Raw genomic sequence first — 26,583 nt, forward strand, 5'->3', positions numbered from 1 at the left:
CCATACAGCGTATGAAGAAAAGGACAAGGTTAGACCAAGATTGTTAAGGGAGTTCGAGCTTGACCGATTTTTTCGATAGGACGAGATAATATGAAACAAGAAGAACGGCAATGCTTAACCAAAACGTGACGTAGCCGATCTCGTTTGTATAGGCAGACAGCATAGAATAACGCGGCATCATACCAAATACATAATCAATCACATCGTTATGTAAAATCCATATGCCAGCTACCACCAAATGACGCATTTTAAAACGATAATACGGTGCAAACAATACGGCTTGAACCGCCATCGCAAAGTGGGACCCAATCAGCATGTACCCTTCCCACGGAAAATCATCCACAGATAAAAGGACAAAGATATTCATTCCTACAGCCCATAACCCATACTTAATTAAGGTCACGAGGGCAAGTGCTTCAAAATAAGGAGCGTTTCGTTTCATCAAAAACGCAAGTAGAACAAATAAAAAGAAAAAGCTTGCCGTTGGACTGTCTGGAACAAAAGCTAAAAAGATAGCCGGCGTCTCTACAAGCTGTGGAATATACCAATAGTAGCCGTACACAGTGCCAAGGAAATTGATCATCAAGACTAGCACAAGCATATAGCGTGTGGCTAGCAGATATTGAATCCATCTCATACGTCTCTTCACTCACGATCTATTAAAATCAGAAAAAAGCTGACAGCGCCAGCTTTTTCTCTTTTGAGTATATCCTTGTACTTGCATTTAAACAACTGAATTATTTAGATTTGACCTCAGATAAATATTTAGACAGCTTTTCAAGTTCTTCATCGCTGCCTTTAAAGATACCCTTAGGCATGTTGCCTTTACCTTCAACAGCGATTTTAGCGATCTCCTCAGGTGCAAGACCATTGTCAACAAGTGACGGCCCGGCTGCTCCGCCCTGCATGTTATCCCCGTGACAGGAGATACATGTCTGCTCCTGATAAATTTTATACTCTTCCGCTGAGGTATCAATCTCTGCTTCTTTCTTAATTTCACCTTGCTTTGCCGCTGCTTCCCAATCATGAGTAGCAACAGACTCCCACGTTAAATATGTTGCTGCGCCGACTGCAAGGATCATCATCCCCACTGCAACCGGTCTTCTATACGGTCTGCGTTCAGGACCAGAATCAAGAAATGGTGCGAGCAACAGTGCACCAAACGCAATCCCAGGCATAATCATCGCACCAACTACCGTATAGCCACCTGCAGCAAATTCATATTTTAATAACTGGTACAAGAATAAGAAATACCAGTCTGGCAGCGGAATATAGCCGGTATCTGTTGGATCAGCCATCCGCTCAAGCGGAGGTGCATGAACCACAGTTAGGACAAGAAATCCAATTAAAAAAACGGCACCTACAAGCCATTCCTTTAAAAGAAAGTTCGGCCAAAAGGCTTCTGTTTTTCCCGGATATTCGGAATAGTCTTTAGGTATGTTAGGTTTTCTTTCTGCCGGAATTCTAGAGTCTCCGACAAACTTCATCCCTTTTCCCCTATGCAAAGTCATCCCCTCCTCATTGAACATTCATCAAACGCAAATTTTTTATAGCGGTCCAGAAATTCCTTGCTTACGAATCATAATAAAGTGGGCAGCCATCAGCCCAAATAATGCCGCTGGCAAGAAAAAGACATGGATAGCGAAAAATCTCGTCAGCGTTTGTGCCCCTACAATGTCAGGATGACCTGCAAGCAGCGTTTTGATCTCTTTACCAATGAAAGGCGTCGCTTCTGCAATTTGAAGACCAACCTTCGTTGCAAATAGCGCCTTCATATCCCATGGCAAGAGATAACCTGTAAAACCAAGTCCAAGCATCACAAAGAAAATGAGCACACCAACAATCCAGTTGAGCTCTCTAGGCTTTTTATACGCCCCTTGGAAAAAGACCCTTAGCGTATGTAAAAACATCATGACAATAACTAAACTCGCACCCCAGTGGTGCATCCCTCTGACAATCTGACCAAATGCCACTTCATTTTGTAAATAATAGACAGATTCCCAGGCGTTTTTAATATCCGGCACGTAATACATCGTTAAAAACATGCCCGAAAGGACTTGAATGACTGTCACAAAAAACGTTAAACCGCCAAAACAGTACACAAAAGCGGAGAAATGATGTGCTGGATTGACATGCTCTGGCACCTCATGATCCGCAATATCTCTCCATATTGGTGTAATGTCTAGCCGCTCATCTACCCAATCATAAATCTTGTTAAGCATCGTTACCCTTCCCCTTTCGGCACAGCTTTTCCAAGATAGAGGTATCCGTCCTTCACTTGCTGCTTATAATGGTCAAGCGGTGCAAGTGGCGGAGTTCCGGGTACGTTTGTACCATCCTTGTCGTACAGCCCATAGTGGCATGGGCAGAAAAATTTGTTTGGATTTTTCGGATCACTGTTCCAGTTCACTGTACATCCTAAATGTTTACAGATAGGCGATAAAGCGACAATTTCATCCCCTTCTTTGTACACCCATGCTGACCTAGATTCCTTTGACTCATACCATGCATCTACTTGATCAATTTTAAAGTCAAAGCGCTTCGGTTCCTTCGTCAGTTCATCTACACTGACAACTTGAACCATATCCTGATCCTCTGTTCCTTTTAGCACAGGGTCAAGCGCAAAGCGAACCATAGGCATGAGCATTCCAGCGGCCATAAATCCCCCCACGCCGGTCAACGTGTAATTCAAAAATTGACGTCTGGACACTCCATGTCTCTTCTCGCTCATTTTTTTCTCCCCCCCTCAGGTCGTCAGCTACTTTATAACTGAATTAGAAAAAATTTCATAAAACTAGGACACCCTCATAATATATCAATCTATTCACAAGGTCAACAGCCTAAAAAGCTATGTACAATGCAAATGTAAGGGTTTTTATGAAGGGTTCCACTTTTGTAACAAAAAGTTCAAAATTTGTTCTACACTGTCTTGAACAATTTTTTGCTTTAATTCTACCTTTAAATGCTCGAGCGGAACCGCCTTTAACAAAAATAGTGATTCACTAACCGCCGCATGCTCTTTCCATTGGTGATCAGATGAGATCAACACAACATGCTGAAAATGATCTTCTAGCGACTGCTTCATCGTGAAGATGTCTTCTAGTTTTCGGTCATTGGCTTCTACATATGTATGTGGTGGAAAAAGAAAGACCCGCCCTTTCAGCTGTCTTTCAAGTTCCTCTGTTACAAGAATGGTAAACTCCCCTAAAGATACGGTTTGTTTGATTTGATTCACATCTATTCCAACTAATGGAATGATAGCGGTATCAATGTAATCTCTAGATTGCAAAAAGCGATCTGCATCCTCCGCTTGAAACTTCATCTATTTCCCCTCTTTCATGACATAAGCCCTGCCTGGATAGGGCAAGGCTTATTCGTTCAGTTTATGACAATAGGCTTAATTCTCTTGCTAACTTATTAAATGTTTCTTGATCATGACGGTCAAGTGCTTCATCTATCTCTTTCATAAGTCGTTCTTTTTGGAAAGTTGCGATCGAGTGTTCAAGCACTTTCTCCGCAAGATCCTTATCTTTTTCGTTCTCATAAAGATCCTTTGGAATATGAGGATTTGTTTCAAGCACAGCTGCATATTCCGGCGAACGATAAGCAGAACGGAAATTCAATTGAATAAACAAATCTTGCTGTTTATTCAAACGAATATCATGGAATGACTTTTCAGCATCTGTCGTCATGATATTCTCTTTATAAAATCTAAAGGGAACTTCATCCACACAGTGTGTTGACATAATGATTCCCCTTGGGCAAAATTCTGCTTGCTCTACAAAATGAACCTTTTCCATCAAAGAGTCGTGACTCATTAAATAATTTAATATCCAAACACACTCTCTTCGCTTTAACTGATAATGGTTTAAAAACCACCGGATGAATTCCTTCTTTTCATTGACAGAAACAGGGGTCTGCATGTTATTCCCTCCTCTATCGTAAATTAAATTGCTATACATGAATTATTCAACAAACCAGTTCTTCATTCCTGCAAACTATAAGGAAATTTCGTCTTCAATTCTTAAAATCGTTTCTTCGATTTCTTCATTCGTGCCATCTTTCTGAAGAACTTTGCGTAATAGCGGCAATGCTTCTTTTTGTCTGCCTTCTTCTAAAAGGAACGATGCGTATTCATATAAAAAGTCACGTTCCTCATCAAAATCAGGCAGAGCCAGCTTGAAGTACTCAGCTGCTTCTTTGTATTCTTCTCGTCCAACAGATGCAGATGCAGCATACCAATTCCATTTTGGATCATCTTCCCCAAAGCTTTTAACCTCTTTTATGACATCCAAAATTTCATCAAAAAGCTCTTCATTTAAATAGATCGCGAGCAATGTTTGAATCGCTTCAATATATCCCGGATCAAGAGCAAGTGCTTCTTGAAGTAGCTTTTTCGCATCTTCTGAATCCCCATTTTTCAAGTCAATCTTTGCACCATATAAATATAATTCTTTGTTATACTCATCAATTTTAATACCCTCTTTTACTACCTCTAAAGCCTCGTGATATAGTCCTTCTTCCTCATAACTTTTCGCTAAAGGCATATATAGAGACGAATAAGATGGATCAATATCTTTTAGTTCTGAAAGCTGCTGAATGGCTGTTTTCGTTCGACCAGCCCTCATCGCTGTAAATCCGTAGCCAAAAAGTGTATTCGGATCTGTTTGACCTTTCACTGCCTTTTCGTACCATTCAAGCGCATCTTCAAATTCTCCAGCTGTGCTGAGTGATTCAGCGAGCCTCTGATAAACATTGACGCCGCCAACCTCATGTTGTTGATCTGCGACCTTGTAGAAATAGTCGGCCGCTTTCTTTGAAAGACCTTGAGAAAAATACAATTCACCTAACGCAAAATCAATAATGGCTTCATTCGGAAGCATCTCTTTTGCTTTTAAGAGCTTTTGTTCACTGACTTCAAATAGTCCTTGCATTTGATACAAATCTGCCATTAACAGTAGGCTTTCTGGATAGGCATCATCATCTTCAGGAATCGTCTCTAATACCGAAATCGCCTTTTCTTCTTCATCAGAGTCAATCAGCAGTTCTGCATAAAAACATGTTAACCCTGTTTCCTCTGGATATAAATCATGTAAATCACTGATGAGATTTCTCGCTTTATCGATATCTCCCCAATCATAATATAACTGAGCTGCCTGCGCCTTTTCTTCATCATGCAAATGCTTTTCAGCCTGAGCAAGTGTTTGAAGTCCTTTTTCAGTCTCACCCGCCTCAACTAATTTTATGGCTTCTTGTAATGAACTATTCAAATCAAACCGTTCCTTTCTGTTTTCCAAAAACCTAAACTATTGTTACTTCATATCATAATCGACAGGTACTCATCCAGCAAATATGTTGCACTTTTAAAATGAACCCATTTTTGTGTTTTAAAGACTGGTTTTCATTTCATCCTTTACGAAACGGAAGTTTTGTAAACTGAAAACACCTGAAATTCATTTTTTGATCAGATAAAATGATTTTTTTCCAGGTTTCATCTTGAGACAAGCTATGCTATATTCCTTACAAATATGCAAAAGGAAAGAAAAAGCCTGAGGACATCCTCAGACTGTTTTGGTTAAGTATTCAATGTGTTCAAAGAAATTCGGGTATGAGACGCGTACAGCATCTGTATCTTCAATCTCAACAGCTTGCTTTGTGATACATGCGGCAATCCCAAGCATCATACCGATTCGGTGATCTCCGTAGCTTGACACGACAGCGCCGCCTTGAAGTGTGGTTTTACCATGAATCTTCATACCATCATCTGTTGCTTCAATATCAGCACCTAGTTTTTTAAGTTCTGACACGACTGTATCAATTCGATTGGTCTCTTTTACTTTTAACTCAGCAGCATCTTTAATGATCGTTGTTCCCTCTGCTTGTGTCGCTAGAAGCGCTATAATTGGAATCTCGTCGATAAGTCTTGAAATCATATCACCAGAAATTTCGATGCCTTTTAATGAAGAGGTAGAGATCGTTAAATCGCCATATGGCTCTCCGCCTTTTGCATCTACTTCATTGATCTCAAGATTCGCACCCATTAGTTTCAGAACATCAATAATACCCGTTCTTGTTTTGTTTAGCCCGACATTTTTTAAGACAATTCGGCTGTTAGGAACAATAGATCCAGCAACAAGGAAAAATGCAGCTGAGGAGATGTCTCCAGGAACAAATATATCTGTTGCTTTTAATGTTTGACCACCTTCAATAGAAACACTTTGTTCATCTTCGTCTAGTTTCACACCAAACATAGAGAGCATTCTTTCTGTATGATCTCTTGATTTATGCGGTTCAGTTAATGTTGTTGTTCCTTCTGCTTGAAGACCTGCTAAAAGGACAGCGGACTTAATTTGGGCGCTTGCCACCGGAGACTCATATGAGACACCTTTTAAATGGCCGCCACGAATAGAAAGCGGCGTATACTCGCCGTTTGCTCTGCCATCTATTTTCGCTCCTAGTTGTTTAAGTGGACCTGTTACTCGCTGCATTGGTCTTTTAGCAATACTCTCATCACCGATCAGTGTACTGTGAAACTCACAACCAGCTAATATTCCCATCATTAATCGAATGGTTGTACCAGAATTCCCGACATCGAGGACGTCAGACGGCTCCTTGAGCTCTTTCAGTCCCTTCCCATGGATCACAACATCTGTCCCTTTTTGTTCAATTTCAACGCCCATTTTTCTAAAACAATCAATCGTACTTAAACAGTCGGCTCCAGGGAGAAAGTTTTTCACCACTGTCGTCCCATCAGCAATTGCTCCAAACATCACTGATCGATGAGAAATGGATTTATCACCTGGAATATGAATGACTCCATTCATAGGAGCATGTTTATGAATTTTCATCTTTGTCACCTCAGTCAGCATAAAATGTATCGTAATTCGCTCTATTTTTTATACAGATCTCTGCACGTTTACGGTCGTCTTCCGTTTGAAAACTAATGCGCAAAATCCCATTAATGTCTTCCCGCGTTTCAATAATACGGATATTCGTAATACTGATGCTCTCATTTGCTAAATGTCCTGTAATCTCCGAAATGACCCCAGGGTGATCTGGAACATCCACATAAAGGTCATAAAAAGCAGGAATGGCACCTTTTTTCCTCAGAGGAAGTCCATCACGATATTCCTTTGCCTCTTGAAAATAAGAGAACAAGCCTTCAGCGTCTTCTTGCTGTACAAAGGCCTCAATGCGATCGATCTCTTTTTTCCATTCATGGAACCGGTCTAAAATCTTGTTTTTGTTGTGCAGAAGGATATCTCGCCACATTGCAGGATTACTTGAAGCAATACGTGTAATGTCACGAAAGCCTCCAGCAGCAAACCGTTTGACAAGTGGGAATTGTTCTTCAAAATGATGTGCTTGATGCACAAGGCTGGCTGCAACAATATGAGGGAAATGACTAATCACACTTGTTACACCATCATGTTCTTCTGGGGTCATCTCAATAAAATGAGCATTTGTCCCCTTTAACAAGCCCTTCAAACGATCAACAGCCTCGCGGTTTGTTTCCTTTGCCGGCGTTAAAATGTAGAACGCATTTTCAAATAAAAAGTCTTTCGCTGCTATAACACCTGACTTGTGAGAGCCTGCCATTGGATGTCCACCAATAAATTGATAGTGCTTAGGAAGCGTTTTTTCAGCAAAATCGACGACCTTTTGCTTTGTGCTGCCAACATCGGTAATTGTGAGCTCTCTCTCAATTCCAGAGTTTGCAATATCACGAAGCATCTTGACTGTTTGCTGAACTGGTGTTGCCAAAATAATAGTCGCAGATTCAGCCAAACCTGCCGCAAATGAATCAGCTGCTAAATCAATGATACCCAGCTTTGTTGCTGCAACCATTTGTTCTTTGGACACATCGTATCCAACAATTTTTTTATGAGGATACTCTTTTTTAATCGACAGTGCGATGGAACCTCCAATTAAACCAAGTCCAGCGATTAATATTGTTTCATTTGCATCATTCATGTTCATCACCTGTTTTTTCGCGAAAATTAAAAAAGCCATTTCAACAGCTTATATGTATGAGGTTGGTACAATGAAAGCCATATCCTGTAAAAGGATATGACTTTATGGTTATGCTACGCACGAATGCCTTGCATTAAATCAGCAAGTGTACTTAGAATTTCTGCATTTTGCTCCATTGTTCCGACCGTAATACGTAAAGACGTTGGAAAACCAAGTGCTTTACCAGAACGAACAATGTAGCCTTTTTTCAATAATGCATTGAATAATTCATCTGCATCTCTTTTAAAATCAATCAGCACGAAGTTTGTTTGAGACGGATAAATAAATAGTCCAAAACGGTCAGCAAATTCTTGATATTGCTTGAGACCTGCTTCATTTTTTTGTCTGCATGATTGAATGAAGTCCTGATCTTTTATCGCTGCACGAGCTGCTGCCTGAGCGATACGACTCGTATTAAACGGCTCTCTCGCTGGTTCAATCGCAGTAATCAACTCTTCTGATGCAATGCCATAGCCTACTCGAAGCGCGGCCAGTCCATACGCTTTAGAAAACGTACGGAGTACGATAACATTTTGATAGTTGTGTAATAAAGATAAGCTGTTCGGAAAGTCTTCCGCACGAACGTATTCGACATATGCTTCATCTAGTACTACAAGCACATGAGCTGGTACTTGATCTAAAAACGCCACAAGCTCAGATTCTGACAAATGATTTCCCGTCGGGTTATTCGGGTTGCATACCCAGACGACCTTCGTGTTCTCATCAATCGCATCCAGCATGCCCTTCAGATCGTGAGCTCCTCCGTCTAAAAGCTGCACCTCTCGAATCTCTGCCCGCTCAATGATCGCATTGTGACGATATTGCGGAAAAGACGGAGCTGGGATGACGGTATTTGTATGTTGGTCAAGGAATGCCCTAGCAATAATTTGCACAAGTTCATCTGAGCCATTCCCGAATATTAATTGTTTTTCATTTACTTGAAGAAACTCAGCGAGCTCTGTTCTTAAACTTGCGCTGTATCCATCTGGATAGATCGCTAAATGTTCAAGCTCAGCTTGTATCGCCTCTCTTGCATGAGCGGAACATCCAAAAGGGTTTTCATTTGAAGCCAATTTCACAATTTTGTCTAATTGATATTCTTTTTTGACCTCTTCAATTGGTTTCCCAGGTTGATACGGTTTTAGTTGTTTTAATTGATCTTTGATTTGCAAAAGTTTCACCTCATTTGAATGAATAGAGGGGACTAAATGTTTTTGCATAGGTTTCAAACTCTCTTAAAGCGTCTTGACGAGTATCACTTGCTAACAATTGATCCTGAAGTTCTTCAATTTTTTTTACAAGTGCACTGCCTACAACGACGCCGTCACTCAGTTTATTCATTGCGTCTACCTGCTCTCTTGTTGAGATACCAAAACCGACCGCAACCGGTATGTGACTCAGCTGTTTCACTTGTTGAATAAAATCAGTAATCGATTCGTCAAAGGTTTGTCTGACACCTGTTACACCAAGAGATGAAACACAATACACAAAACCTTCTGCCTGCTCTACTATATTTACTAATCGTTCCTTACTGGTTGGTGCAACGAGCGAAATATATGAAATGTCATATGTTTGACAGTTCTTTTGCAGCTCACTGCTTTCTTCAAAAGGCAAGTCGGGTGTTAAGAGTCCCGAAATATGATTTTTGCGCAGTAAAGCGAAAAAGTATTCTGTGTCTAATTGTAACACAGGATTATAATACGTAAATAGAATTACAGGAATTTTTACACCGTTTTTTTTCATCTTCCCTGCTAATTCTATCGCTTTTACGATATTCATGCCATGATTTAGAGCTCTTTTGGAGGCTCTTTGAATGACAGGACCGTCTGCTAGCGGATCGGAATAAGGAACACCTAGCTCAATCGCATGTGCACCGGCTGCTTGAAGGGACAAAGCTAAATCGATCGTGATTTCTTCTGACGGATCCCCTGCTGTAATAAATGGGATGAATAATTTCTCGTCTTGCTCTAATCGAAATGTGATCATTTGGTTTTGCCCTCACTTTCAAGCACATTCATTAATGTATGCACATCCTTATCTCCTCTTCCTGACAGGCAGACAAGGATGATTTCATCTTCACTCATTGTCCTGCTCATCTCAAACGCCTTGGCTAAAGCGTGTGCTGATTCAATCGCTGGCAGGATTCCTTCCTTTTCTGTCAGCAGCTTTAGTGCATCCAGTGCTTCTTGATCTGTAGCACTCACATATTGAACGCGTCCGCTCGCATGTAAATATGCGTGCTCTGGTCCGATCCCGGGATAATCTAGACCAGCTGAAATGGAATAGGGCTCAATAATCTGGCCAAATTCGTCTTGGATTAAATAGGTCAAAGACCCATGAATGACCCCTTTTGTCCCCTTCGTAATGGTTGCTGCATGAAGCGGCGTATCGATTCCTTTTCCAGCCGCTTCTACACCAATCAAATCAATCTCATCATCCAAAAACGCTCGGTACATTCCAATAGCATTACTTCCGCCGCCGACACAAGCAATGACTTTATGAGGGAGCCTGCCTTCTTTTTTAAGCATCTGCTCTTTTGCTTCATCACCAATCATCCGCTGGAACTCACTGACGATTTGGGGATATGGATGAGGTCCTACAACTGAACCGATCATATAGAAATGATCACTACAGTGCTGGACCCAATAACGGATCGCTTCGTTCGTTGCATCTTTTAATGTGCCGTTTCCGCTTGTGACAGGTATGACTTCAGCGCCAAGGAGCTTCATTCGGAATACATTGAGAGATTGTCTCTCCACATCCTCTTTTCCCATAAATACCGTGCACGATAATCCAAACTTGGCGGCCACCGTTGCAGCTGCTACTCCGTGCTGTCCAGCGCCTGTTTCTGCGATGATGTTTGATTTCCCCATTTTTTTTGCAAGCAGTGCCTGACCAAGTGCATTGTTGATCTTATGAGCACCTGTATGGTTTAAATCTTCTCTTTTTAAATAGATTTTTGCGCCGCCGAGGTATGCAGATAATTGATCAGCATATGTCAGCGCAGTCGGTCTGCCTGAATAGTTTTGCAATAGAGAAAGATATTCTTGCTTAAAAGCTGGGTCTTCTTTTAATTCGTTAAATGCTTGTTCGATTTCTTTAAGTGGCTGCATGAGCGTCTCGGGAACAAATTTCCCTCCGAATTCTCCATATCTGCCAAGCTCATTTGGATATGCGTACATCGTTTAACATCCTTTCTTCGAGCGCTTTGATCTTAGCGCTGCTTTTCTTCCCGTTTTCTTCTATGCCGCTTGAAAGATCGATCGCTTTTGGGCCATAGGCAAGAAGTTCTGGCAGTGTTTCTGGTGTTATTCCGCCTGCAATGATGCATGTCTTCTCCAGTCGTTTCGCTTGCTGATTGTATACAGGTACCGCTTCCCATGTAAAAGCTGTGCCAGAACCGCCTCTCATCCCTTTTACTTTCGCATCAATGAGAAAACCATCGACAAACGGCGCAAATGCCGTCATTTGATCAAGTGTTTCTTTTATATTGCGATCGTGATGAAAGACTTTCCACACTACCGCTCCTGTTTGTTGTTTTATTTCTTTTGCATCCTCTTTTGTTTCATCTCCATGCAGCTGCACGATATCTAAAGGAATATGCTTTGTGATGTCACACACTTTTTGGATTTTTTCATTTACAAATACACCCGTAATCTTTTTCCTGCACTGCGACTCGTTGAGCCATTGTTTCACTTGATCTGGATCGACTTGTCTTTTACTTGGAGCAAAAATAAATCCAATCGCATCTGCTTGAGATTGCGCAATGCATTCTACATCTTCTAGTGAGACCGCCCCGCAATATTTTAAAAAAGGCTTCATCGTGGTCATTCTCCAAATAACGTCTGAACGGCTTTTTCTTGTGAGGGTTCTCTCATTAATGATTCACCTACAAGGACAGCACTCGCTCCATGTTTTTTGACAAAGGTTAGATCATCAAATGTCTGAATACCGCTTTCACTTACTAGTAAGACATCCTTTGGAACAAGTGGTGCAATCTCTTTTGTTTGCTCAACTGTTGTTTTAAATGTCTTTAAATTTCGGTTATTCACGCCAATGATTTCGGGGGTGAATAGGTTTAAGATATGTTCCAGTGTATCTGCTGCATGAACTTCAACAAGAATATCTAGTCCTTTTTCCTTCGCTTCAGCATAGAATTCATACAGCTGTTGCGGTTCAAGTACTTCTCCAATTAATAAAATGGCATCTGCACCGATACGTCTTGACTCTTCTATTTGTATTGAATCGATGATAAAGTCTTTTCTTAAAATTGGACGTGCGACGTGTTCTTTAATTAATGAAAGATACTCGTTCTTCCCTTGAAAATATGGTTCATCTGTTAAGACTGATAAGCAATCAGCATTCGATTTTTCGTATGCTTTTGCTGTTTGCAGAGGATCAAAATTCGGCTGAATGATTCCTTTGGAAGGAGAAGCCTTTTTCACCTCAGCAATCAGCCCAATCGAGCGGTGAGGGTTCATGAGTGCTTCTTTAAATGATCGTCTTTCATAGTGTCCATCATGAGGTAACTGCAACGTTTGGATATGTTCTTTTTTGCGTGCAATAATTTGATTAAGCATAGATCTCTTCCTCTTTCGTTTTTTGTTTTAAACGAGCCAATTGTTCTTTGGCTGCTCCGTTTTTTATCGTTTCTAATGCTTTTAATGTTCCTGCCATGAGGCTTTCTGACTTGCCTGCGATATATAAAGCCGCGCCTGCATTCAGAGCTGTAATATGAAGCGGCGCCCCTTCTGTTTGATGATTCAATATATTCTGAATCAATTTCGCGCTCTCTTCCGGTGATTGGACCTGAATATCTGATAAGTATCCTTTTTCCAGTCCAAAGTCTTCTGGGTTTAGCGTATATTCTGTCATGGCACCTTTTTTGAGTTCAATCACATATGAATTGGCTGTAATCGTTAATTCATCCAGCCCGTCTTCCCCGCATACAAACAGGACATGCTCTGGCTCTAATGGAGCAAGGGCTTCCGCCATTAATTTTGCCTTTTCCTTTGCATACACACCGATGATTTGCTTTTTGGCTTGCATCGGGTGACAAAGCGGTCCTAATAGATTAAATACCGTCCTGAAGCCAAGCTGTTTGCGGACTGCTGCTACTTGTTTCATAGATGAATGGTACAGTGGTGCAAATAAAAAGCCCATGTTTTTTTCTTGTATTTGCCTTCTTGTTTCTTCTGGAGTGGATTGAATGTGAATCCCAAGACACTCTAGCACGTCGGCACTTCCGCTTTTTGAAGAGACTGAACGATTTCCGTGTTTTGCGATTTTAGCACCAGCGGCGGAAGCTACAATAGCAGCTGCAGTTGATATATTAAATGTGGAGAGTCCATCGCCTCCTGTGCCGCATGTGTCAACGACATCAAGCGACCTTTCCACTGGTTCTGCTTTTTGCCGCATGGCCCTCACGAAGCCTGTCATTTCTTCAGCTGTTTCTCCTCTATGCGCTAAAATCGATAGACTTGCAGCGACTTCAGCATCTGTTAAAGAGCCGCTCATCATATCATACATTAGTCTATGTGCTTCATTTTCTGATAGGAAGCCTCCGTTAACAAGAGCTGATAGTCGCTGATTCATCCTGCACACTCTCCTTTTCTGAGAAAATATGTTCAGCAAGCTGAATGGCCCTCAGAAGCGCTCCTGCCTTGTTACACGTCTCTTCCCATTCATTTTCTGGAACAGAATCTGCGACAATGCCAGCGCCTGCTTGTATGGAAGCGGTCTGATCTTTGACGCTCATGGTGCGAATGGTAATACAAGAGTCGATATTACCATCGAATCCAATATAGGCAATACAGCCGCCATACGTTTCTCTTGGCTCAGGCTCCATTTGATTTAATAATTGCATCGCTCTTATTTTCGGTGCCCCTGTTAATGTGCCTGCTGGAAATGCGGACATGAGTGCATCAACTGGGTGTGTATCCTGCTTTAACTTCCCTGTCACAATGGAAATGATGTGCATGACATGTGAAAAGTTCACAACTTTTGTAAAGGTCGGTACGGACACGCTGCCGTATTCTGCTACGCGGCCGACATCATTTCTGGCTAGATCTACTAACATGTAATGTTCTGCTTTTTCTTTCTCATCTTCTAGCAGCTCTCTTGCCAGTGCGGCGTCCTCTTCTTTTGTTGCTCCTCTTTTTCTAGTGCCTGCAATTGGATGAATTTCTAGGTGCCCATTTTTGGCATGAATTAATCGTTCTGGTGAGCTTCCGACTAAATCACGGTCTTTTAATTTCATAAAATACATGTATGGAGATGGATTCACAATGCGAAGCACACGGTATAATTCAAATGAACTCACTGACACTGGGATATCAAAGCGCTGTGAGAGTACGCCTTGAAAAATATCACCCGCTCGAATGTATTCTTTGATTGTTTCTACGTCCTTTAGAAATTGTGTTTTTTCATAGGTTGATGTCACATGTTCAAAGGACGGTGATTCGTTCATATTCCCTGATAAAATCAGTTCTTTCATATCGACCTTTGTATGGAGCTTGTGAATCATCTGTTCAAGCCGCTTTTGATTTTCTTTGTAAGCTCGTATTTTTTCGTCTTCTGTTTCATTTCCGGTTAGCTGGGTGTATTGGATAAAATGAACATGATTCGTTTCATGATCAAAGGCAATCATCGTTTGGCAGACAAATAGAGTACAATTGTCTGTCGTTGGTGCGCTTAGGTGAGGCCTGACAGAGGGTTCAATGCTTGGAATAAGATCGTAACTTAAGTACCCAACTGCCCCGCCTGTAAACGGGATGTCAACGTCCGGTGTCTTGATTTGATATTGCCCTTTCATCCAGTCTAATAAGTCTTTCAGTTCTTGTTTTTTCATGACCTCCTGCCCAGCAGCGTCACGTGCAATATATTCGTTTTGGTCATCGTGTAAGGTTAAAAAAGGATGTAATCCGATGAAGGAATATCTCGACCAGCTAGAAGACTCATCTTTGCTTTCTAGTAGATACACAATATCTTGCTTGAGTTTTTCGACAATTTGAATCGGTGAGAGCGTATCAACTGTAATGGTTTCAACAATTGGAATCGTTTTGTGGGACTCGCTGTCCCTTAAAAATTGGGTCAAATTTGATTGGGAATTCATAAACACACTCCTTAAATGGGATTAAGGAGAATGAGGGGACATATAGAGGGTTTGTATGAGTATACGAAATAAGCCTAAAAGAGGGGTGCTCTTTTAGGCAGTATGATGAAATAGACGTATCGTATCTCTGCTCAACTCTACTCATCTCAACTACCCTAGTCTCATTCTCATCTTCTCTAAACTTGCAATGCCGTTTACACCTGTGTGTAAACTTCGGCTGTTCATATCGTATTATAATTCCTTGTTTTTTGTCAACTGTAAATCAGGGCGAAGCGTCACAGCTTCTTCCAAGTACACATGTTGCACATCTTCCTGCTTTGTGTCTGTTTGGACCGTCATTAAAACGCGAATACAATGCTTAAGACCGCCTTGAATGTCCAGCTCCTGCATACAAGTAACAGGCACATACGTCCACCCTTCAAACTGACGAAGGGCTTTTGCCGGAAAAACGGAGTGAATATCTTGTGTAGCTGAAATTAAGATCTGCACGACACGTTCTGGATCTACTTGATTTCTTGAAATAATCGCTTCTAGCAGCTGTTTCGTTTTATTTAACACTTCTGTTTCTGTATCTTCTTTCACAGTTGTAGCCCCACGTATCCCGCGAAACATCATAGACATCCCTCCTCCCGTTTCCATTCTTCGAGCCATTGATGCAGATCATCTTTTGTGAAAGACTGCAAGACAGCCTCCCCAACCTCCTTTAATAAAACAAATTGAACGGTTCCGCCTCTTGCCTTTTTATCACCAATCATCCGGTCAACAAATGTTTTCGTGGAAATATCTTGAGTGACTTGTACCGGAAATCCGAGTCCTTTCATCCACTCTTTTAGTTCCGTCCGATTGAGGCTGAGTCCCAGCTTCTTTTCGCTCACATATAGCGCAAACTGCATGCCGATTGCAATAGCATCTCCGTGCGTAATAACGCCGTATCCATACTCTGCTTCAATGGCATGCCCAAGTGTATGACCTAAATTCAAAAATGCACGCACGCCTTGTTCTCTTTCGTCTTTTTGAACAATCGACGCTTTGACCTCAATCCCTTGATACAGCATATGTGCCAGCTCGCTCTTTGAACATTCCGCCAAAGAACGAATAGACATCAGCTCTGATAAAAAGTCTTCACTTGAAATGAGGGCATGTTTGATGACCTCAGCAAAGCCTGACCTCATTTCAGTTTGAGATAGAGTCTCAAGCATGCTCGTATCATAGATCACGGCTTTCGGCTGATGAAACGCACCGATTAAATTTTTACCGAGCGGGTGGTTAATCCCCGTTTTCCCGCCAACTGCACTGTCATGTGCCAGTAGTGTCGTCGGAACTTGAATAAAATCAATGCCTCTCATATAGCTAGCAGCAACAAAGCCAGCCAAATCGCCAATTACGCCGCCTCCAAGCGCAATGATGCACGAGGAGCGATCCAGCTGAAACTGAATAGCCTTCGTATGAATATGCTCAAACTCAGCAAAAGATTTCGACTGCTCTCCGCTTGGCACAACCACTTTATGCACAGACCACTTCTGCTTAAGTAATCGAATCATTTCATCGCCGTAAATGGCATCAACCGCTGTATCTGTCACGATTAAGAGCTTCGTATAGGAATGCCCCGTGGAAGTCATCAAGTCGACGATATTGCATTTAATCCCATCACCGATGTATACAGGATAAGTGGCTGAAGACGTCTTAACTTCCAGTGTTTTCATTAAAATTCCCTCTGAAGCTGGCGCATTTTTTCAACATTTTCTTTAATGCGGTCAATTTGATCAAGGCCAAACTGCTCCACTACAGCATTGGCGATTTCCCAAGCCACGACTGCTTCTGCGACAACACTTGCGGCAGGAACAGCACAGCTGTCAGAACGCTCAATGCTTGCGGAGAAAGGTTCTTTTGTTTCAATGTCAACGCTTTGAAGCGGTTTGTAAAGCGTTGGGATTGGTTTCATGACCCCTCTTACGACAATTGGCATACCAGTTGACATTCCGCCTTCAAGACCACCTAAGCGATTTGTTTTTCTCGTATAGCCCTTTTCTTCATCCCAGATGATTTCATCATGGACCTCACTACCATTTTTAGAAGCCGCCTCGAAGCCAATACCAAATTCGACCCCTTTAAAAGCGTTGATACTCAGAACAGCACCTGCAAGCTTGCTGTCTAATTTGCGGTCATAGTGAACATAGCTTCCGACTCCAATCGGCATTCCTTCAACGATGACTTCCACAATACCGCCAATTGAATCACCGTTTTTCTTCGCTTCATCAATGGCATCCATCATTTTTTGACCTGCTTCACTGTCGTAGCAGCGAACAGGTGACTCTTCCGTTACCTTTTGCAAATCTTCAATCGATTCATATGCCGTATGAGCTGCTTTCACTCCGCCAATTTCAAGAACGTGGCCAGCTACCTTGATTCCTAAATGAGCCAAGATTTGTTTAGCGACTGCGCCTGCTGCTACGCGAACGGTTGTCTCACGGGCTGATGAACGCTCTAATACGTTACGCATATCACGATGTCCATATTTAATCGCACCATTTAAATCCGCATGTCCTGGTCTAGGGCGTGAAATTTGACGCTTCATTTCACTCTCTTCTTCTTCTGTGATCGGCTCTGCCCCCATCACCTTTGTCCAATGCTTCCAGTCGTTGTTTTCAACGACAAGTGCAATAGGAGAACCTAATGTTTTCCCGTGGCGAACACCACTTAACACTTTTGCTTGGTCTTTTTCAATCTGCATTCTTCTGCCGCGGCCGTGGCCTTTTTGTCTTCTAGCCAATTCATAGTTGATGTCATCCTGCTCTATGTAAAGTCCCGCCGGAACGCCTTCAATAATTGTGGTCAATTGTGGACCATGTGATTCACCTGCTGTTAAGTATCTCATGACTCGATCTCCCTTCATCGCATTAACGCTTTTAAGTAAAACTATGATAACACACTTACTGCTAAAAAGTCAGCTACAACCCCTTCTTTTGATAAAAGAAAGTATCGGCAGATGTCAGTCCAAACTTTTCTGGGTGAAAAATTTGTTCAGTTGAACCAACAAATAATACGCCATTTGGTTTTAAACTGCTGCTCATTTTCATGTAAATCTCTTCTTTTGCCTCTTCTGTAAAGTAGATAAGGACATTTCGGCACACGATAAGATCAAGCTGTTTTTCATAAGGATCTGCTAAAAGGTTGTGTTTTTTAAATTGAATGTGCTTTCGCACCTCATCCTTCACAGTGTAAAATGAAGAATCTTCTTTTGTGAAATATTTTTGCTTGATTTGATCTGGTACCTCTTGCAGTGATCGTTCATGATATTTTCCTTTTTGAGCTGATTGCAGCACTTTATCATCAATATCAGTTGCAATAATTTGGAAGTCCTTCACAAGCGGATGGCTTGATAGCAGCATTGAGAGTGTATACGGCTCCTCTCCTGTCGAACATGCTGCACTCCATATTTTTAGGGTCCCGCTGTTTTTCAAAAGCAACGGAAGAATTTTTTGATCAAGCACTTCCCAGCGCTGATAGTTTCGGTAAAATTCTGACACATTGATCGTCATTCGATCCATCGTCTCGTCTAATAGTGCTCTATCCTTTTCAAGGGCAGCCGCGAACGCTTCAAAATCTCTATATCCTTTTTTATCATAAAGTGACGTTAATCTTCGTTTCATTTGTGCTTCTTTATATAAATTCAGATCCACCCCGGTTAGTTTTTTCCATTTTCCGACAAATACTTGATATTGATCCATCAAAGTCCTCTCCTGTCTCATCTATCTTTGTCCTAGTATAGCTGTTTTTATCGAAAATTTGTATCATCTCATGCGAAATTTCGTGTAGAAATATTCATATAAAAAAAGCCAAAGTGCTCATTTGATGAACACCTTGGCTTAAATTTTAATAAATCCAGCTTGAGATGGTTTGATCCCAGTTTGTGAGTTCTTCTTGTTTGAAGAATAAGTTGATTTCTCTTTCAGCACTTTCTGGTGAGTCTGAGCCATGGATAATGTTTTTTCCAACCGTCAATCCATAGTCTCCTCTTATTGTGCCCGGAAGCGCTTCCTTCGGGTTTGTTTTGCCGATAATCTGTCTTGTGACATCTACTACCTGCTCACCTTGCCATACCATTGCAAATACTGGTCCTGACGTAATAAAGTCAACCAATTCCCCGAAGAATGGTTTTTCTTTATGTTCTCCGTAATGTGTTTCTGCTACTTCTTTTGGAATACTCATTAGTTTTGCACCAACAAGCTGAAGCCCTTTTTTTTCGAATCTTGACACAATTTCACCGATTAATTGTCTTTCCACACCATCAGGTTTGACCATAAGAAATGTTTTGTCCATATACGTTCTCCACCCCGTCGTTTATGTATGTATAGGCTTACATTGTTACAAAGTGATCGTATCATTTTTTTATATAATAATCAATTTTTGACAAAAAATTTCACAAAAAAACCAATCAACAATATGTTGATTAGAATTTTCGTTTTCCAATATATTTGGCAATGGAAGCGAGTGACGTTTTCGCTCGTCCTCGAGGAAGTTTGTCTAGCTGTTCGAATGCCTTTTTCAAATACATTTCACTCACTCGAATCGAGCGGTCGATCGCATCTGTTTGTTTGAGGTGTTCAATCACAGGCTTTAGCTGCATTTCTGTTGTTTCACTATTAATCAGCTTTAATTGTCCTTCGAGTGTAGGATTCTTCAGTGCATATAAGACCGGGAGTGTGACATTTCCTTGTAAAAGGTCTCCTCCAACAGGCTTACCAAGCTCTTCTTCAGTTGATGTGAAATCAAGCACATCATCAATGATCTGATAGGACATCCCGACATAGTAGCCAAACCAGTAAAGGGCTTTATGTGTTTTCTCATCTGTACCTGCTGCTATCGCACCTAACTGACAGCTGCCTGCAATGAGCAAGGCTGTTTTTCGTTTGATTCTTCTTAAATATGTACGCAGGTTTTGATCCATATTGTATTTATCTTTCACTTGCTCGATTTCACCAAGACAGAGCTCGACGACCATCTTTGACAAAATTTCATGCGCCATTGGGTGATTGATCTTTGTCATATACTCAAGAGATCTTGCAAACATATAATCTCCTGTGTACATGGCAATTCGATTGTCCCATTTTGCCTTAATCGTTGGCTTGCCTCTTCTCAGCTCTGCATCATCAATGACATCATCGTGAACGAGCGATGCCATATGAATGAGCTCAAGCGCAACGGCAACATATTTAATTTTATTAATGTCATAGTCGCCAAACATGCCTGAAAGGAGAACAAAAACGGGGCGGATTCGTTTTCCGCCCGCTTGCAGCAAATGAAGACCCGCTTCACTTAATAATGCATAATCAGAGCGAACTGTTTGTTCAAGCTCTTTTTCAATAATATCGATATCATGATTTAAAAAAGAGATCATTGCTTTTAGTTTCATTATTTTCACCCAAATATCGTTTATTCAAAGCTTCTTTCCGATATGTGTTGCTGCTACACCGCCCGTAAATGGATGATACGAGACATCAGACAGACCCGCCTCTTCGAAAAGAGCCGCCAGTTCTTTCATGCCAGGGAACGCTTTGGCTGATTCTTGAAGCCATGAATACTCCTGATAGCTTTTGGCAAACAGTTTACCAAAGAGCGGCATGATGTATTTGAAATAGACATAGTAGCCTTGTTTAAACCCAATCATTTCAGGTTGTGATGTCTCTAGACAGACAACCATTCCACCAGGCTTCACGACTCTTGTCATTTCTTTTAGCACTGTTAAGTAATCAGGGACGTTCCGTAGGCCAAAACCGATCGTGACATAATCAAATGTGTTATCCTCAAAAGGAAGCTCCATCGCATTGCCGTGAAGCAATTCAATTTGATTATAGCCCCCAGTCTTCACCTTCGTTTCTCCAACACTCAGCATATTTTTACTAAAATCAAGGCCTTTGACTTCACCTTTTTCGCCTACAGCATCAGCAAGCGCAATGGTCCAATCGGCTGTTCCGCAGCATACGTCTAATGCTTTGGCTCCTTTTTGAACATTCATCAGTTTCATTGTTTTATCGCGCCACTTTTTATGCTGCTTAAAGCTGATGACGGAGTTCATTTGATCATAGTTTTTATAAATTTTTTCAAATACACCGTGTACTCGCTGTTCTTTTGATTGCTGCATGACTTACCCTTCTTCCACTTTCTGATGATACGCAGGTTCATTTTTCATATGATCCAGGCGATTTAATAGCTCTTTTTGAACGACCGGAGATGAAACAAGATGCTCCTTGATTGATCGTTTGGCCTTTTCATAGCCTTCATTCTCAAAGTTGTCAAAACATGTATAGGCGTCCGTATAGCTATCGTTCAAAAAAAGTTTTAAATGTTTGTCATCTTCTGCTTGTTTCATGAAACGCTTATAAACAAGGAAACGACTTGCAATCTCATTCCAATGCGTTAATTGAAAATGCTCAGAAACCCTTTGGAATAACGCAGACTCAACCGTTGCTACACTTTTGTAAAAGTGCGCCGCATCTTGAATGGATCGATCATACAGTCTAATTTTATGTTCATTGATTTCTTTGATCGCCGTTGCGAGCGTGCGAATCATGTAGATGTCTTTCATGTCAGAGAGAAGAGAATAATAGAGACCGCTGAAATAGTCTCCTGCCAGGATAGTCAGCTGACGATTTTTGAATTCGTCTTGTTTGATCGCTGCAGCAGTTGTGACTTCGTCATGGGTATCAAGGGCAATTTGCACAAGCATCGCCGTTAAAATATAATTTTCTTTTTTCTCTGCATCAATTTGAGCTTCATCAAACATTGCATGAAAAAGAAGGAGCTTATCTTCATCGATGAGTGGCGCACGTAAATGTTTCGCCAAATAAGGATGAGAAAGCTTTTTATTTAATTTTATATTTAGATTAGATAAAATTCCGTAGATGTCTTGCAAAGATATCACCCTTGTCCCAAAAATTACAGTTTCATATGTAGCCCTGCACATTGTATAGAGATTTATTATACCATATCAGCTCTCACTTTTATGCTATCAAGTGCATTCAAGTATTTATTTCTTTGCTTCGCTTTGAATTTCCCCGAAGCTTGTTTGAATGACAGCATCGCCTCTTACTTTGATCGCTGACGTATGCTCAGTAAATTGTGCAATGATGACTTCACCTTTATCGAGCTTTTCGGAATGGTGAAATCTTGTATCAGAGCCTCTAGTTAAGCCGATGACATTTACACCATTTTCATTGGCTTTAATCACTACAAAATCAGATGCTTTATTTTCACTCAATCTGTTCACCTTCCATCTATTGAATTAGTCGTTTTTAATAAAGGAAAGCACTTCTGCTCTTGCCGCTGCATCATTTGCAAATGTACCGCGTACTGCTGAAGTCACTGTTTTTGCGCCTGGCTTTTTCACTCCGCGCATCGTCATACACATATGCTCTGCTTCAACGACAATCATCACGCCATGCGGATTGAGTGTTTCCACCATACTATCTGCAATGGTTGATGTGATGCGTTCCTGAAGCTGCGGGCGTTTGGCAACAGCCTCTACAGCTCTTGCAAGCTTGCTAAGTCCTGTCACTTTTCCGCCGCGCGGAATATAAGCGACATGCGCTTTTCCGTAAAAAGGTACAAGGTGATGTTCACACATTGAATGGAAAGCAATATCTTTTACAAGAACGAGTTCTTCGTGGTCTTCACCAAAAATGGTTTTAAAATGTTCTTTTGGATCTTCATTTAATCCCGAGAACACTTCTTCATACATTTTTGCTACTCGTTTAGGGGTATCAAGAAGTCCTTCACGATCTGGATCTTCTCCGATGGCTTTTAATATATCGCGTACTGCGTGTTCGATTAGTTCTTTATTTATTTCACTCATGTATTATATCCTCCAAAGGCGATTACATTTCAATCAGATTCTAGCACACTTCAGATCCTAAAAGCAAAGGAGAGCGTTCTAAACGAACCTTTTGATTCAAAAGGAAAAGCCCCTTATGAAAGGGGCTTTTCTAGACCAGTGTGAAACTGTATATGTATAACTCCTACAATAGGATCATTACACATAACGATTATTTACCTGCCACCGCGTCTTTAAGTGCTTTACCTGGTTTGAAAGCAGGTACTTTGCTTGCAGGGATTTCGATCTCTGCACCAGTTTGTGGGTTACGTCCTTTACGAGCTGAACGCTCACGTACTTCAAAGTTACCAAAACCGATAAGTTGGATTTTGTCACCATTTTTAAGTGCATCTAAAATTGTATCAAAAACAGAATCAACTGCTTTTGTCGCGTCTTTTTTAGATAACTCGCTTGCTTCAGCAACCGCGTTAATAAGTTCTGTCTTGTTCATGCCTTTCACCTCCTCCCAAAAATATGCATTCAGTAGATTGTTATCATTTCTTCACAATTCATCTTCTTTCTATACACTTTTTTCGAAAAAAAGAGCGTCTAGAAAGCGGTATACATGGCTTTTCATTAGAAAACAACTCTTTGAAGGAATGTTTGTCCAACAAAGTGAAGATTTTCTGTAAGTAGATTAACACATATGAAATACCATATCAAGCATTTTAAAGGGAAGAATCCTTATTCGTCAAGGATTAAGGGCACTTTTACGAACGAATATTCCTAATTTCAGCCTGAATCTGACTAATCTTTATACAATTGTCTTTTTATGACTCATTCCTTACGCAAAAAAAGACCCCTGTCAATGAGAGGTCTCACATGCTATAGAATAATCGCGATCAAACCACCTGATCCTTCGTTGATGATTCTTTCAAGTGTTTCTTTCAGTTTATATCTTGCATTTTCTGGCATCAGAGACAGCTTAGCTTGAATGCCTTCTCTGACAAGGGAGCTGAGTGAGCGCCCAAATATATCTGAATTCCAAATCGAAAGCGGATCATCTTCAAAGTCTTGCATTAAGTAGCGGACGAGCTCTTCACTTTGTTTCTCTGTTCCGATAATCGGTGCAAATTCACTTTCTACATCTACCTTAATCATATGAATCGATGGTGCAACCGCCTTTAGTCTTACGCCGAATCTCGAGCCCTGTCTTATGATTTCTGGCTCATCTAAACTCATATCTGACAAGGCCGGGGCCGCAATTCCGTATCCCGTCTGCTTCACCATTTTTAAGGCGTCTGATACTTGATCATATTCTGTCTTCGCATGCGCAAAATCTTGCATGAGCTCTAGGAGATGGTCTTTCCCTCTAATTTCTACACCAACCACTTCTTTTAGAATATGGTCATATAGATCATCTGGGGCGTACAGGTCAATCTCCGCAATCCCTTGACCCATTTCAATCCCTGCTAAGCCCGCTCTTTCAATAAAGTCAAATTCACTGAACTGGCCAACAACACGGTCAACATCTCTTAATCTTTTAATATCCTTTACGGTTTCCTTCACTGAGTCCTGATAGCTTTCTCTCAGCCAATGATCTTCTTTCAGCACCATGACCCAGCTTGGAAGGTTGACATTCACCTCTAGGACTGGGAATTCATATAATGCTTCACGAAGCACACTAAGGACGTCTTGCTCTCTCATACTTTCTACACTCATGGAGAGTACTGGAATATCATATTTTTGGCTCAGTTCCTGCCGCAGCGCCTCTGTTTCAGGATGATAGGGTCTCACAGAGTTGATCACCATAATAAACGGCTTTCCAACCTCTTTGAGTTCATCAATCACACGTTCTTCAGATTCAATATAATCATGTCTTGGAATTTCTCCTATAGAACCATCCGTTGTAATCACAACACCAATGGTAGAATGCTCTTGAATGACCTTGCGTGTGCCAATTTCCGCTGCTTCATGGAACGGGATTGGCTCTTCATACCACGGCGTGTTGATCATTCTTGGACCATTTTCATCTTCATATCCGCGCGCACCAGGGACTGTGTATCCTACACAATCGACAAGCCTGATGTTGACATCAAGACCGTCACTCACATGAATCGATGCCGCTTGATTCGGTACAAATTTTGGCTCAGTGGTCATAATGGTTTTTCCTGCTGCGCTTTGCGGCAATTCATCCTGTGCTCTTGCACGATCTGCCTCATTATTGATATTCGGGAGCACCACGAGCTCCATAAACTTTTTAATAAACGTAGATTTCCCTGTACGAACAGCGCCAACGACTCCTAAATATATATCGCCTCCTGTTCGTTCAGCGATATCCTTGAAAATATCGACTTTTTCCAAGTGATCCCCTCCCGGACTTGCTATCCTCGTTTTCAAATAAAATACTCTATTCTTCAATCAAACTTGCTTGAAAGGTGTCTGGACAATATATGTGTATGACGTTGTCCTATTTGAATATGACACCTTTTTTGTTTTGAGAGTATGTTTAGCCATAAAAAAACCTTTCTCCTCATTTATATGCAGAGGAAAAAGGTTCATTCTTGTTTATGACGTCTTTTTTTCTAAAAAGTCAGGCTCACCTTTTTTGTTGATGGTATATGGGACAGAAAACGCGGGTACAAACGGGGTTTCCTGCCAATAGACATCTTGAATGTTTTCACCTGATTTCAGCTTTTGTTTCGTATTCTTCAAAATATGAGCAAAGTCACTGCGGTAGTCCACATAGATTTCGCCATTTGATGAAATCAGTAATGGGAGGGAATTCCCTGTCACCGGGCTCATGACCGTAGGCGGCGATTTTAAGCCTAGCTTTTTTTCATTTAACGTATATAAATTGTTTGATACTACTTTGCCGTATGGCGGATATGTATGTTCATCTTGATATATTTTGATTCTAAGCCGTAATTCACTGATGGTTTGCGTCATTTTGACATCAAGTAGTTTCACAGTTGGTTTTTTTTCGACGTCTGTGAGGACATACATATATTCACCCCCGCCTTCAAAAGATGTCGACGGTACATCGTGTAAATATCTTGGTGACAAGCGCTTAAAGTCGATGACGTACTTTTGATAAACCGGCGTGTCTGCTTCTTTCGTTTCAATCGGCAAAAGACCATTTGTTGCTTTTTGAAATTCCTCAATTGCTGTCTGAACGCTTTGCAGCTGCTCTTCATATGGCACACGGTTTTCAGTTTTGCGATTTTCTGGATACAGACATCCTGTTAGTAAAATAAGTGCTAACAACGTGACACTGACTTTTGCTTTGATCATCACATTCTTCCTTTTTCTTTATTCATTGACCGGCCCGCTAAATACAACTAAAAACACAATGATACCTGATATCAGCATCAAGCTGTATGCGACGGTCGAGGCTGTTATTTTAAGAAACCGACTCTTCAGCTTAAATCGACTGAAATAAATGGTTACTACAGCTAAAAACATGAGCCCCATTGAACCAAGTGCAAACCACATCTTGATTAAAGCAAAACTCATCGTGCCTGTCCCCCTTTAAAACGAACAAATTGTAAGCGTTTATATTTCATTCTAAACCAAAAATAAGGTAAATATCAATCATTTTTCCAATCATTCAGAAAAAAGCACATAAAAAAAACTGAAGCAAAGA

The 26,583-nt window shown here is 41.1% G+C and carries 30 protein-coding genes; all 30 read right to left on the minus strand.

From position 1 onward, the window contains the following. Nucleotides 1-43: 43 nt before the first annotated feature. A complete protein-coding gene (locus MKY18_RS10200; protein ID WP_065098299.1) occupies nt 44-637 on the minus strand; it encodes a DUF1405 domain-containing protein in 594 nt (197 codons plus the stop codon). 100 nt (nt 638-737) lie between these two features. Then, entirely contained in the window at nt 738-1,505 is a 768-nt protein-coding gene (locus MKY18_RS10205; protein WP_003215888.1) for a menaquinol-cytochrome c reductase cytochrome b/c subunit, read from the minus strand. Nucleotides 1,506-1,547: 42 nt separating this feature from the next. Further along, nucleotides 1,548-2,222 (minus strand): menaquinol-cytochrome c reductase cytochrome b subunit, encoded by a 675-nt coding sequence (gene qcrB / locus MKY18_RS10210; RefSeq protein WP_003215804.1) that lies wholly within the window; start codon nt 2,220-2,222, stop codon nt 1,548-1,550. Between the two features lie 2 nt (nt 2,223-2,224). Further along, nucleotides 2,225-2,731 carry a ubiquinol-cytochrome c reductase iron-sulfur subunit gene (locus MKY18_RS10215; RefSeq protein WP_007500911.1) on the minus strand — a complete coding sequence of 169 codons (507 nt, stop codon included), beginning with the start codon at nt 2,729-2,731 and terminating at the stop codon, nt 2,225-2,227. A 144-nt stretch (nt 2,732-2,875) separates the two neighbouring features. Beyond that, complete coding sequence (locus MKY18_RS10220; protein ID WP_106067090.1) at nt 2,876-3,322, minus strand: YpiF family protein; 447 nt, start codon at nt 3,320-3,322, stop codon at nt 2,876-2,878. A 61-nt stretch (nt 3,323-3,383) separates the two neighbouring features. Next, nucleotides 3,384-3,923 (minus strand): ReoY family proteolytic degradation factor, encoded by a 540-nt coding sequence (locus tag MKY18_RS10225; RefSeq protein WP_003215573.1) that lies wholly within the window; start codon nt 3,921-3,923, stop codon nt 3,384-3,386. 75 nt (nt 3,924-3,998) lie between these two features. Next, nucleotides 3,999-5,270, minus strand: a complete 1,272-nt coding sequence (locus MKY18_RS10230) for a tetratricopeptide repeat protein (protein ID WP_065098301.1) — start codon at nt 5,268-5,270, stop codon at nt 3,999-4,001. Between the two features lie 291 nt (nt 5,271-5,561). Beyond that, nucleotides 5,562-6,848, minus strand: coding sequence for a 3-phosphoshikimate 1-carboxyvinyltransferase (aroA, locus tag MKY18_RS10235; RefSeq protein WP_106067091.1), 1,287 nt, complete (start codon nt 6,846-6,848; stop codon nt 5,562-5,564). A gap of 10 nt (nt 6,849-6,858) precedes the next feature. Then, nucleotides 6,859-7,974 carry a prephenate dehydrogenase gene (locus tag MKY18_RS10240; protein ID WP_106067140.1) on the minus strand — a complete coding sequence of 372 codons (1,116 nt, stop codon included), beginning with the start codon at nt 7,972-7,974 and terminating at the stop codon, nt 6,859-6,861. Nucleotides 7,975-8,087: 113 nt separating this feature from the next. After that, complete coding sequence (hisC, locus tag MKY18_RS10245) at nt 8,088-9,185, minus strand: histidinol-phosphate transaminase (protein WP_106067141.1); 1,098 nt, start codon at nt 9,183-9,185, stop codon at nt 8,088-8,090. A 10-nt stretch (nt 9,186-9,195) separates the two neighbouring features. Further along, nucleotides 9,196-9,999, minus strand: a complete 804-nt coding sequence (gene trpA, locus MKY18_RS10250) for a tryptophan synthase subunit alpha (RefSeq protein WP_106067092.1) — start codon at nt 9,997-9,999, stop codon at nt 9,196-9,198. Beyond that, complete coding sequence (gene trpB, locus MKY18_RS10255) at nt 9,996-11,195, minus strand: tryptophan synthase subunit beta (protein ID WP_095117833.1); 1,200 nt, start codon at nt 11,193-11,195, stop codon at nt 9,996-9,998. Before trpB ends, trpA begins: the two co-directional genes overlap by 4 nt. Continuing rightward, nucleotides 11,176-11,835, minus strand: a complete 660-nt coding sequence (locus MKY18_RS10260) for a phosphoribosylanthranilate isomerase (RefSeq protein ID WP_217012304.1) — start codon at nt 11,833-11,835, stop codon at nt 11,176-11,178. The genes trpB and MKY18_RS10260 overlap by 20 nt, the downstream gene beginning before the upstream one ends. A gap of 5 nt (nt 11,836-11,840) precedes the next feature. Beyond that, entirely contained in the window at nt 11,841-12,593 is a 753-nt protein-coding gene (gene trpC / locus MKY18_RS10265) for an indole-3-glycerol phosphate synthase TrpC (RefSeq protein WP_044141107.1), read from the minus strand. After that, on the minus strand, nt 12,586-13,608 hold the full coding sequence (gene trpD, locus MKY18_RS10270; protein ID WP_342497504.1) for an anthranilate phosphoribosyltransferase: 1,023 nt from the start codon (nt 13,606-13,608) through the stop codon (nt 12,586-12,588). Before trpD ends, trpC begins: the two co-directional genes overlap by 8 nt. Continuing rightward, on the minus strand, nt 13,580-15,127 hold the full coding sequence (trpE, locus tag MKY18_RS10275; protein ID WP_342497505.1) for an anthranilate synthase component I: 1,548 nt from the start codon (nt 15,125-15,127) through the stop codon (nt 13,580-13,582). Before trpE ends, trpD begins: the two co-directional genes overlap by 29 nt. A 231-nt stretch (nt 15,128-15,358) precedes the next feature. Beyond that, complete coding sequence (aroH, locus tag MKY18_RS10280) at nt 15,359-15,742, minus strand: chorismate mutase (protein WP_058014812.1); 384 nt, start codon at nt 15,740-15,742, stop codon at nt 15,359-15,361. Next, entirely contained in the window at nt 15,739-16,830 is a 1,092-nt protein-coding gene (gene aroB / locus MKY18_RS10285) for a 3-dehydroquinate synthase (protein ID WP_342497506.1), read from the minus strand. Before aroB ends, aroH begins: the two co-directional genes overlap by 4 nt. Then, a complete protein-coding gene (aroC, locus tag MKY18_RS10290; protein ID WP_342487362.1) occupies nt 16,830-18,002 on the minus strand; it encodes a chorismate synthase in 1,173 nt (390 codons plus the stop codon). The genes aroB and aroC overlap by 1 nt, the downstream gene beginning before the upstream one ends. 73 nt (nt 18,003-18,075) lie before the next feature. Further along, nucleotides 18,076-18,855, minus strand: coding sequence for a protein-glutamate O-methyltransferase CheR (locus MKY18_RS10295; protein ID WP_342497507.1), 780 nt, complete (start codon nt 18,853-18,855; stop codon nt 18,076-18,078). A 145-nt stretch (nt 18,856-19,000) separates the two neighbouring features. Beyond that, the gene (gene ndk / locus MKY18_RS10300) at nt 19,001-19,447 is read right to left on the minus strand and encodes a nucleoside-diphosphate kinase (RefSeq protein ID WP_003216015.1); all 447 of its coding nucleotides are present in this window, start codon (nt 19,445-19,447) and stop codon (nt 19,001-19,003) included. 130 nt (nt 19,448-19,577) lie between these two features. Beyond that, entirely contained in the window at nt 19,578-20,540 is a 963-nt protein-coding gene (hepT, locus tag MKY18_RS10305) for a heptaprenyl diphosphate synthase component II (RefSeq protein WP_044141101.1), read from the minus strand. A 24-nt stretch (nt 20,541-20,564) separates the two neighbouring features. Further along, complete coding sequence (locus tag MKY18_RS10310) at nt 20,565-21,269, minus strand: demethylmenaquinone methyltransferase (RefSeq protein ID WP_034661076.1); 705 nt, start codon at nt 21,267-21,269, stop codon at nt 20,565-20,567. Nucleotides 21,270-21,272: 3 nt separating this feature from the next. Beyond that, the gene (locus tag MKY18_RS10315) at nt 21,273-22,040 is read right to left on the minus strand and encodes a heptaprenyl diphosphate synthase component 1 (protein ID WP_003215666.1); all 768 of its coding nucleotides are present in this window, start codon (nt 22,038-22,040) and stop codon (nt 21,273-21,275) included. A 114-nt stretch (nt 22,041-22,154) separates the two neighbouring features. After that, entirely contained in the window at nt 22,155-22,385 is a 231-nt protein-coding gene (mtrB, locus tag MKY18_RS10320) for a trp RNA-binding attenuation protein MtrB (protein ID WP_003216082.1), read from the minus strand. Between the two features lie 24 nt (nt 22,386-22,409). After that, complete coding sequence (gene folE, locus MKY18_RS10325; protein WP_003215789.1) at nt 22,410-22,979, minus strand: GTP cyclohydrolase I FolE; 570 nt, start codon at nt 22,977-22,979, stop codon at nt 22,410-22,412. A 190-nt stretch (nt 22,980-23,169) separates the two neighbouring features. Further along, nucleotides 23,170-23,448 (minus strand): non-specific DNA-binding protein Hbs, encoded by a 279-nt coding sequence (gene hbs / locus MKY18_RS10330; protein ID WP_003215863.1) that lies wholly within the window; start codon nt 23,446-23,448, stop codon nt 23,170-23,172. A 374-nt stretch (nt 23,449-23,822) separates the two neighbouring features. Beyond that, on the minus strand, nt 23,823-25,301 hold the full coding sequence (gene spoIVA / locus MKY18_RS10335; RefSeq protein ID WP_003215616.1) for a stage IV sporulation protein A: 1,479 nt from the start codon (nt 25,299-25,301) through the stop codon (nt 23,823-23,825). 204 nt (nt 25,302-25,505) lie between these two features. Beyond that, entirely contained in the window at nt 25,506-26,231 is a 726-nt protein-coding gene (locus MKY18_RS10340; protein ID WP_185108479.1) for a hypothetical protein, read from the minus strand. Between the two features lie 18 nt (nt 26,232-26,249). Further along, on the minus strand, nt 26,250-26,453 hold the full coding sequence (locus tag MKY18_RS10345; protein WP_034318888.1) for a DUF2768 domain-containing protein: 204 nt from the start codon (nt 26,451-26,453) through the stop codon (nt 26,250-26,252). Nucleotides 26,454-26,583 lie beyond the last annotated feature (130 nt).

It is taken from the genome of Bacillus sp. FSL R7-0672, from assembly GCF_038601465.1.
GTDB lineage: Bacteria > Bacillota > Bacilli > Bacillales > Bacillaceae > Bacillus > Bacillus pumilus.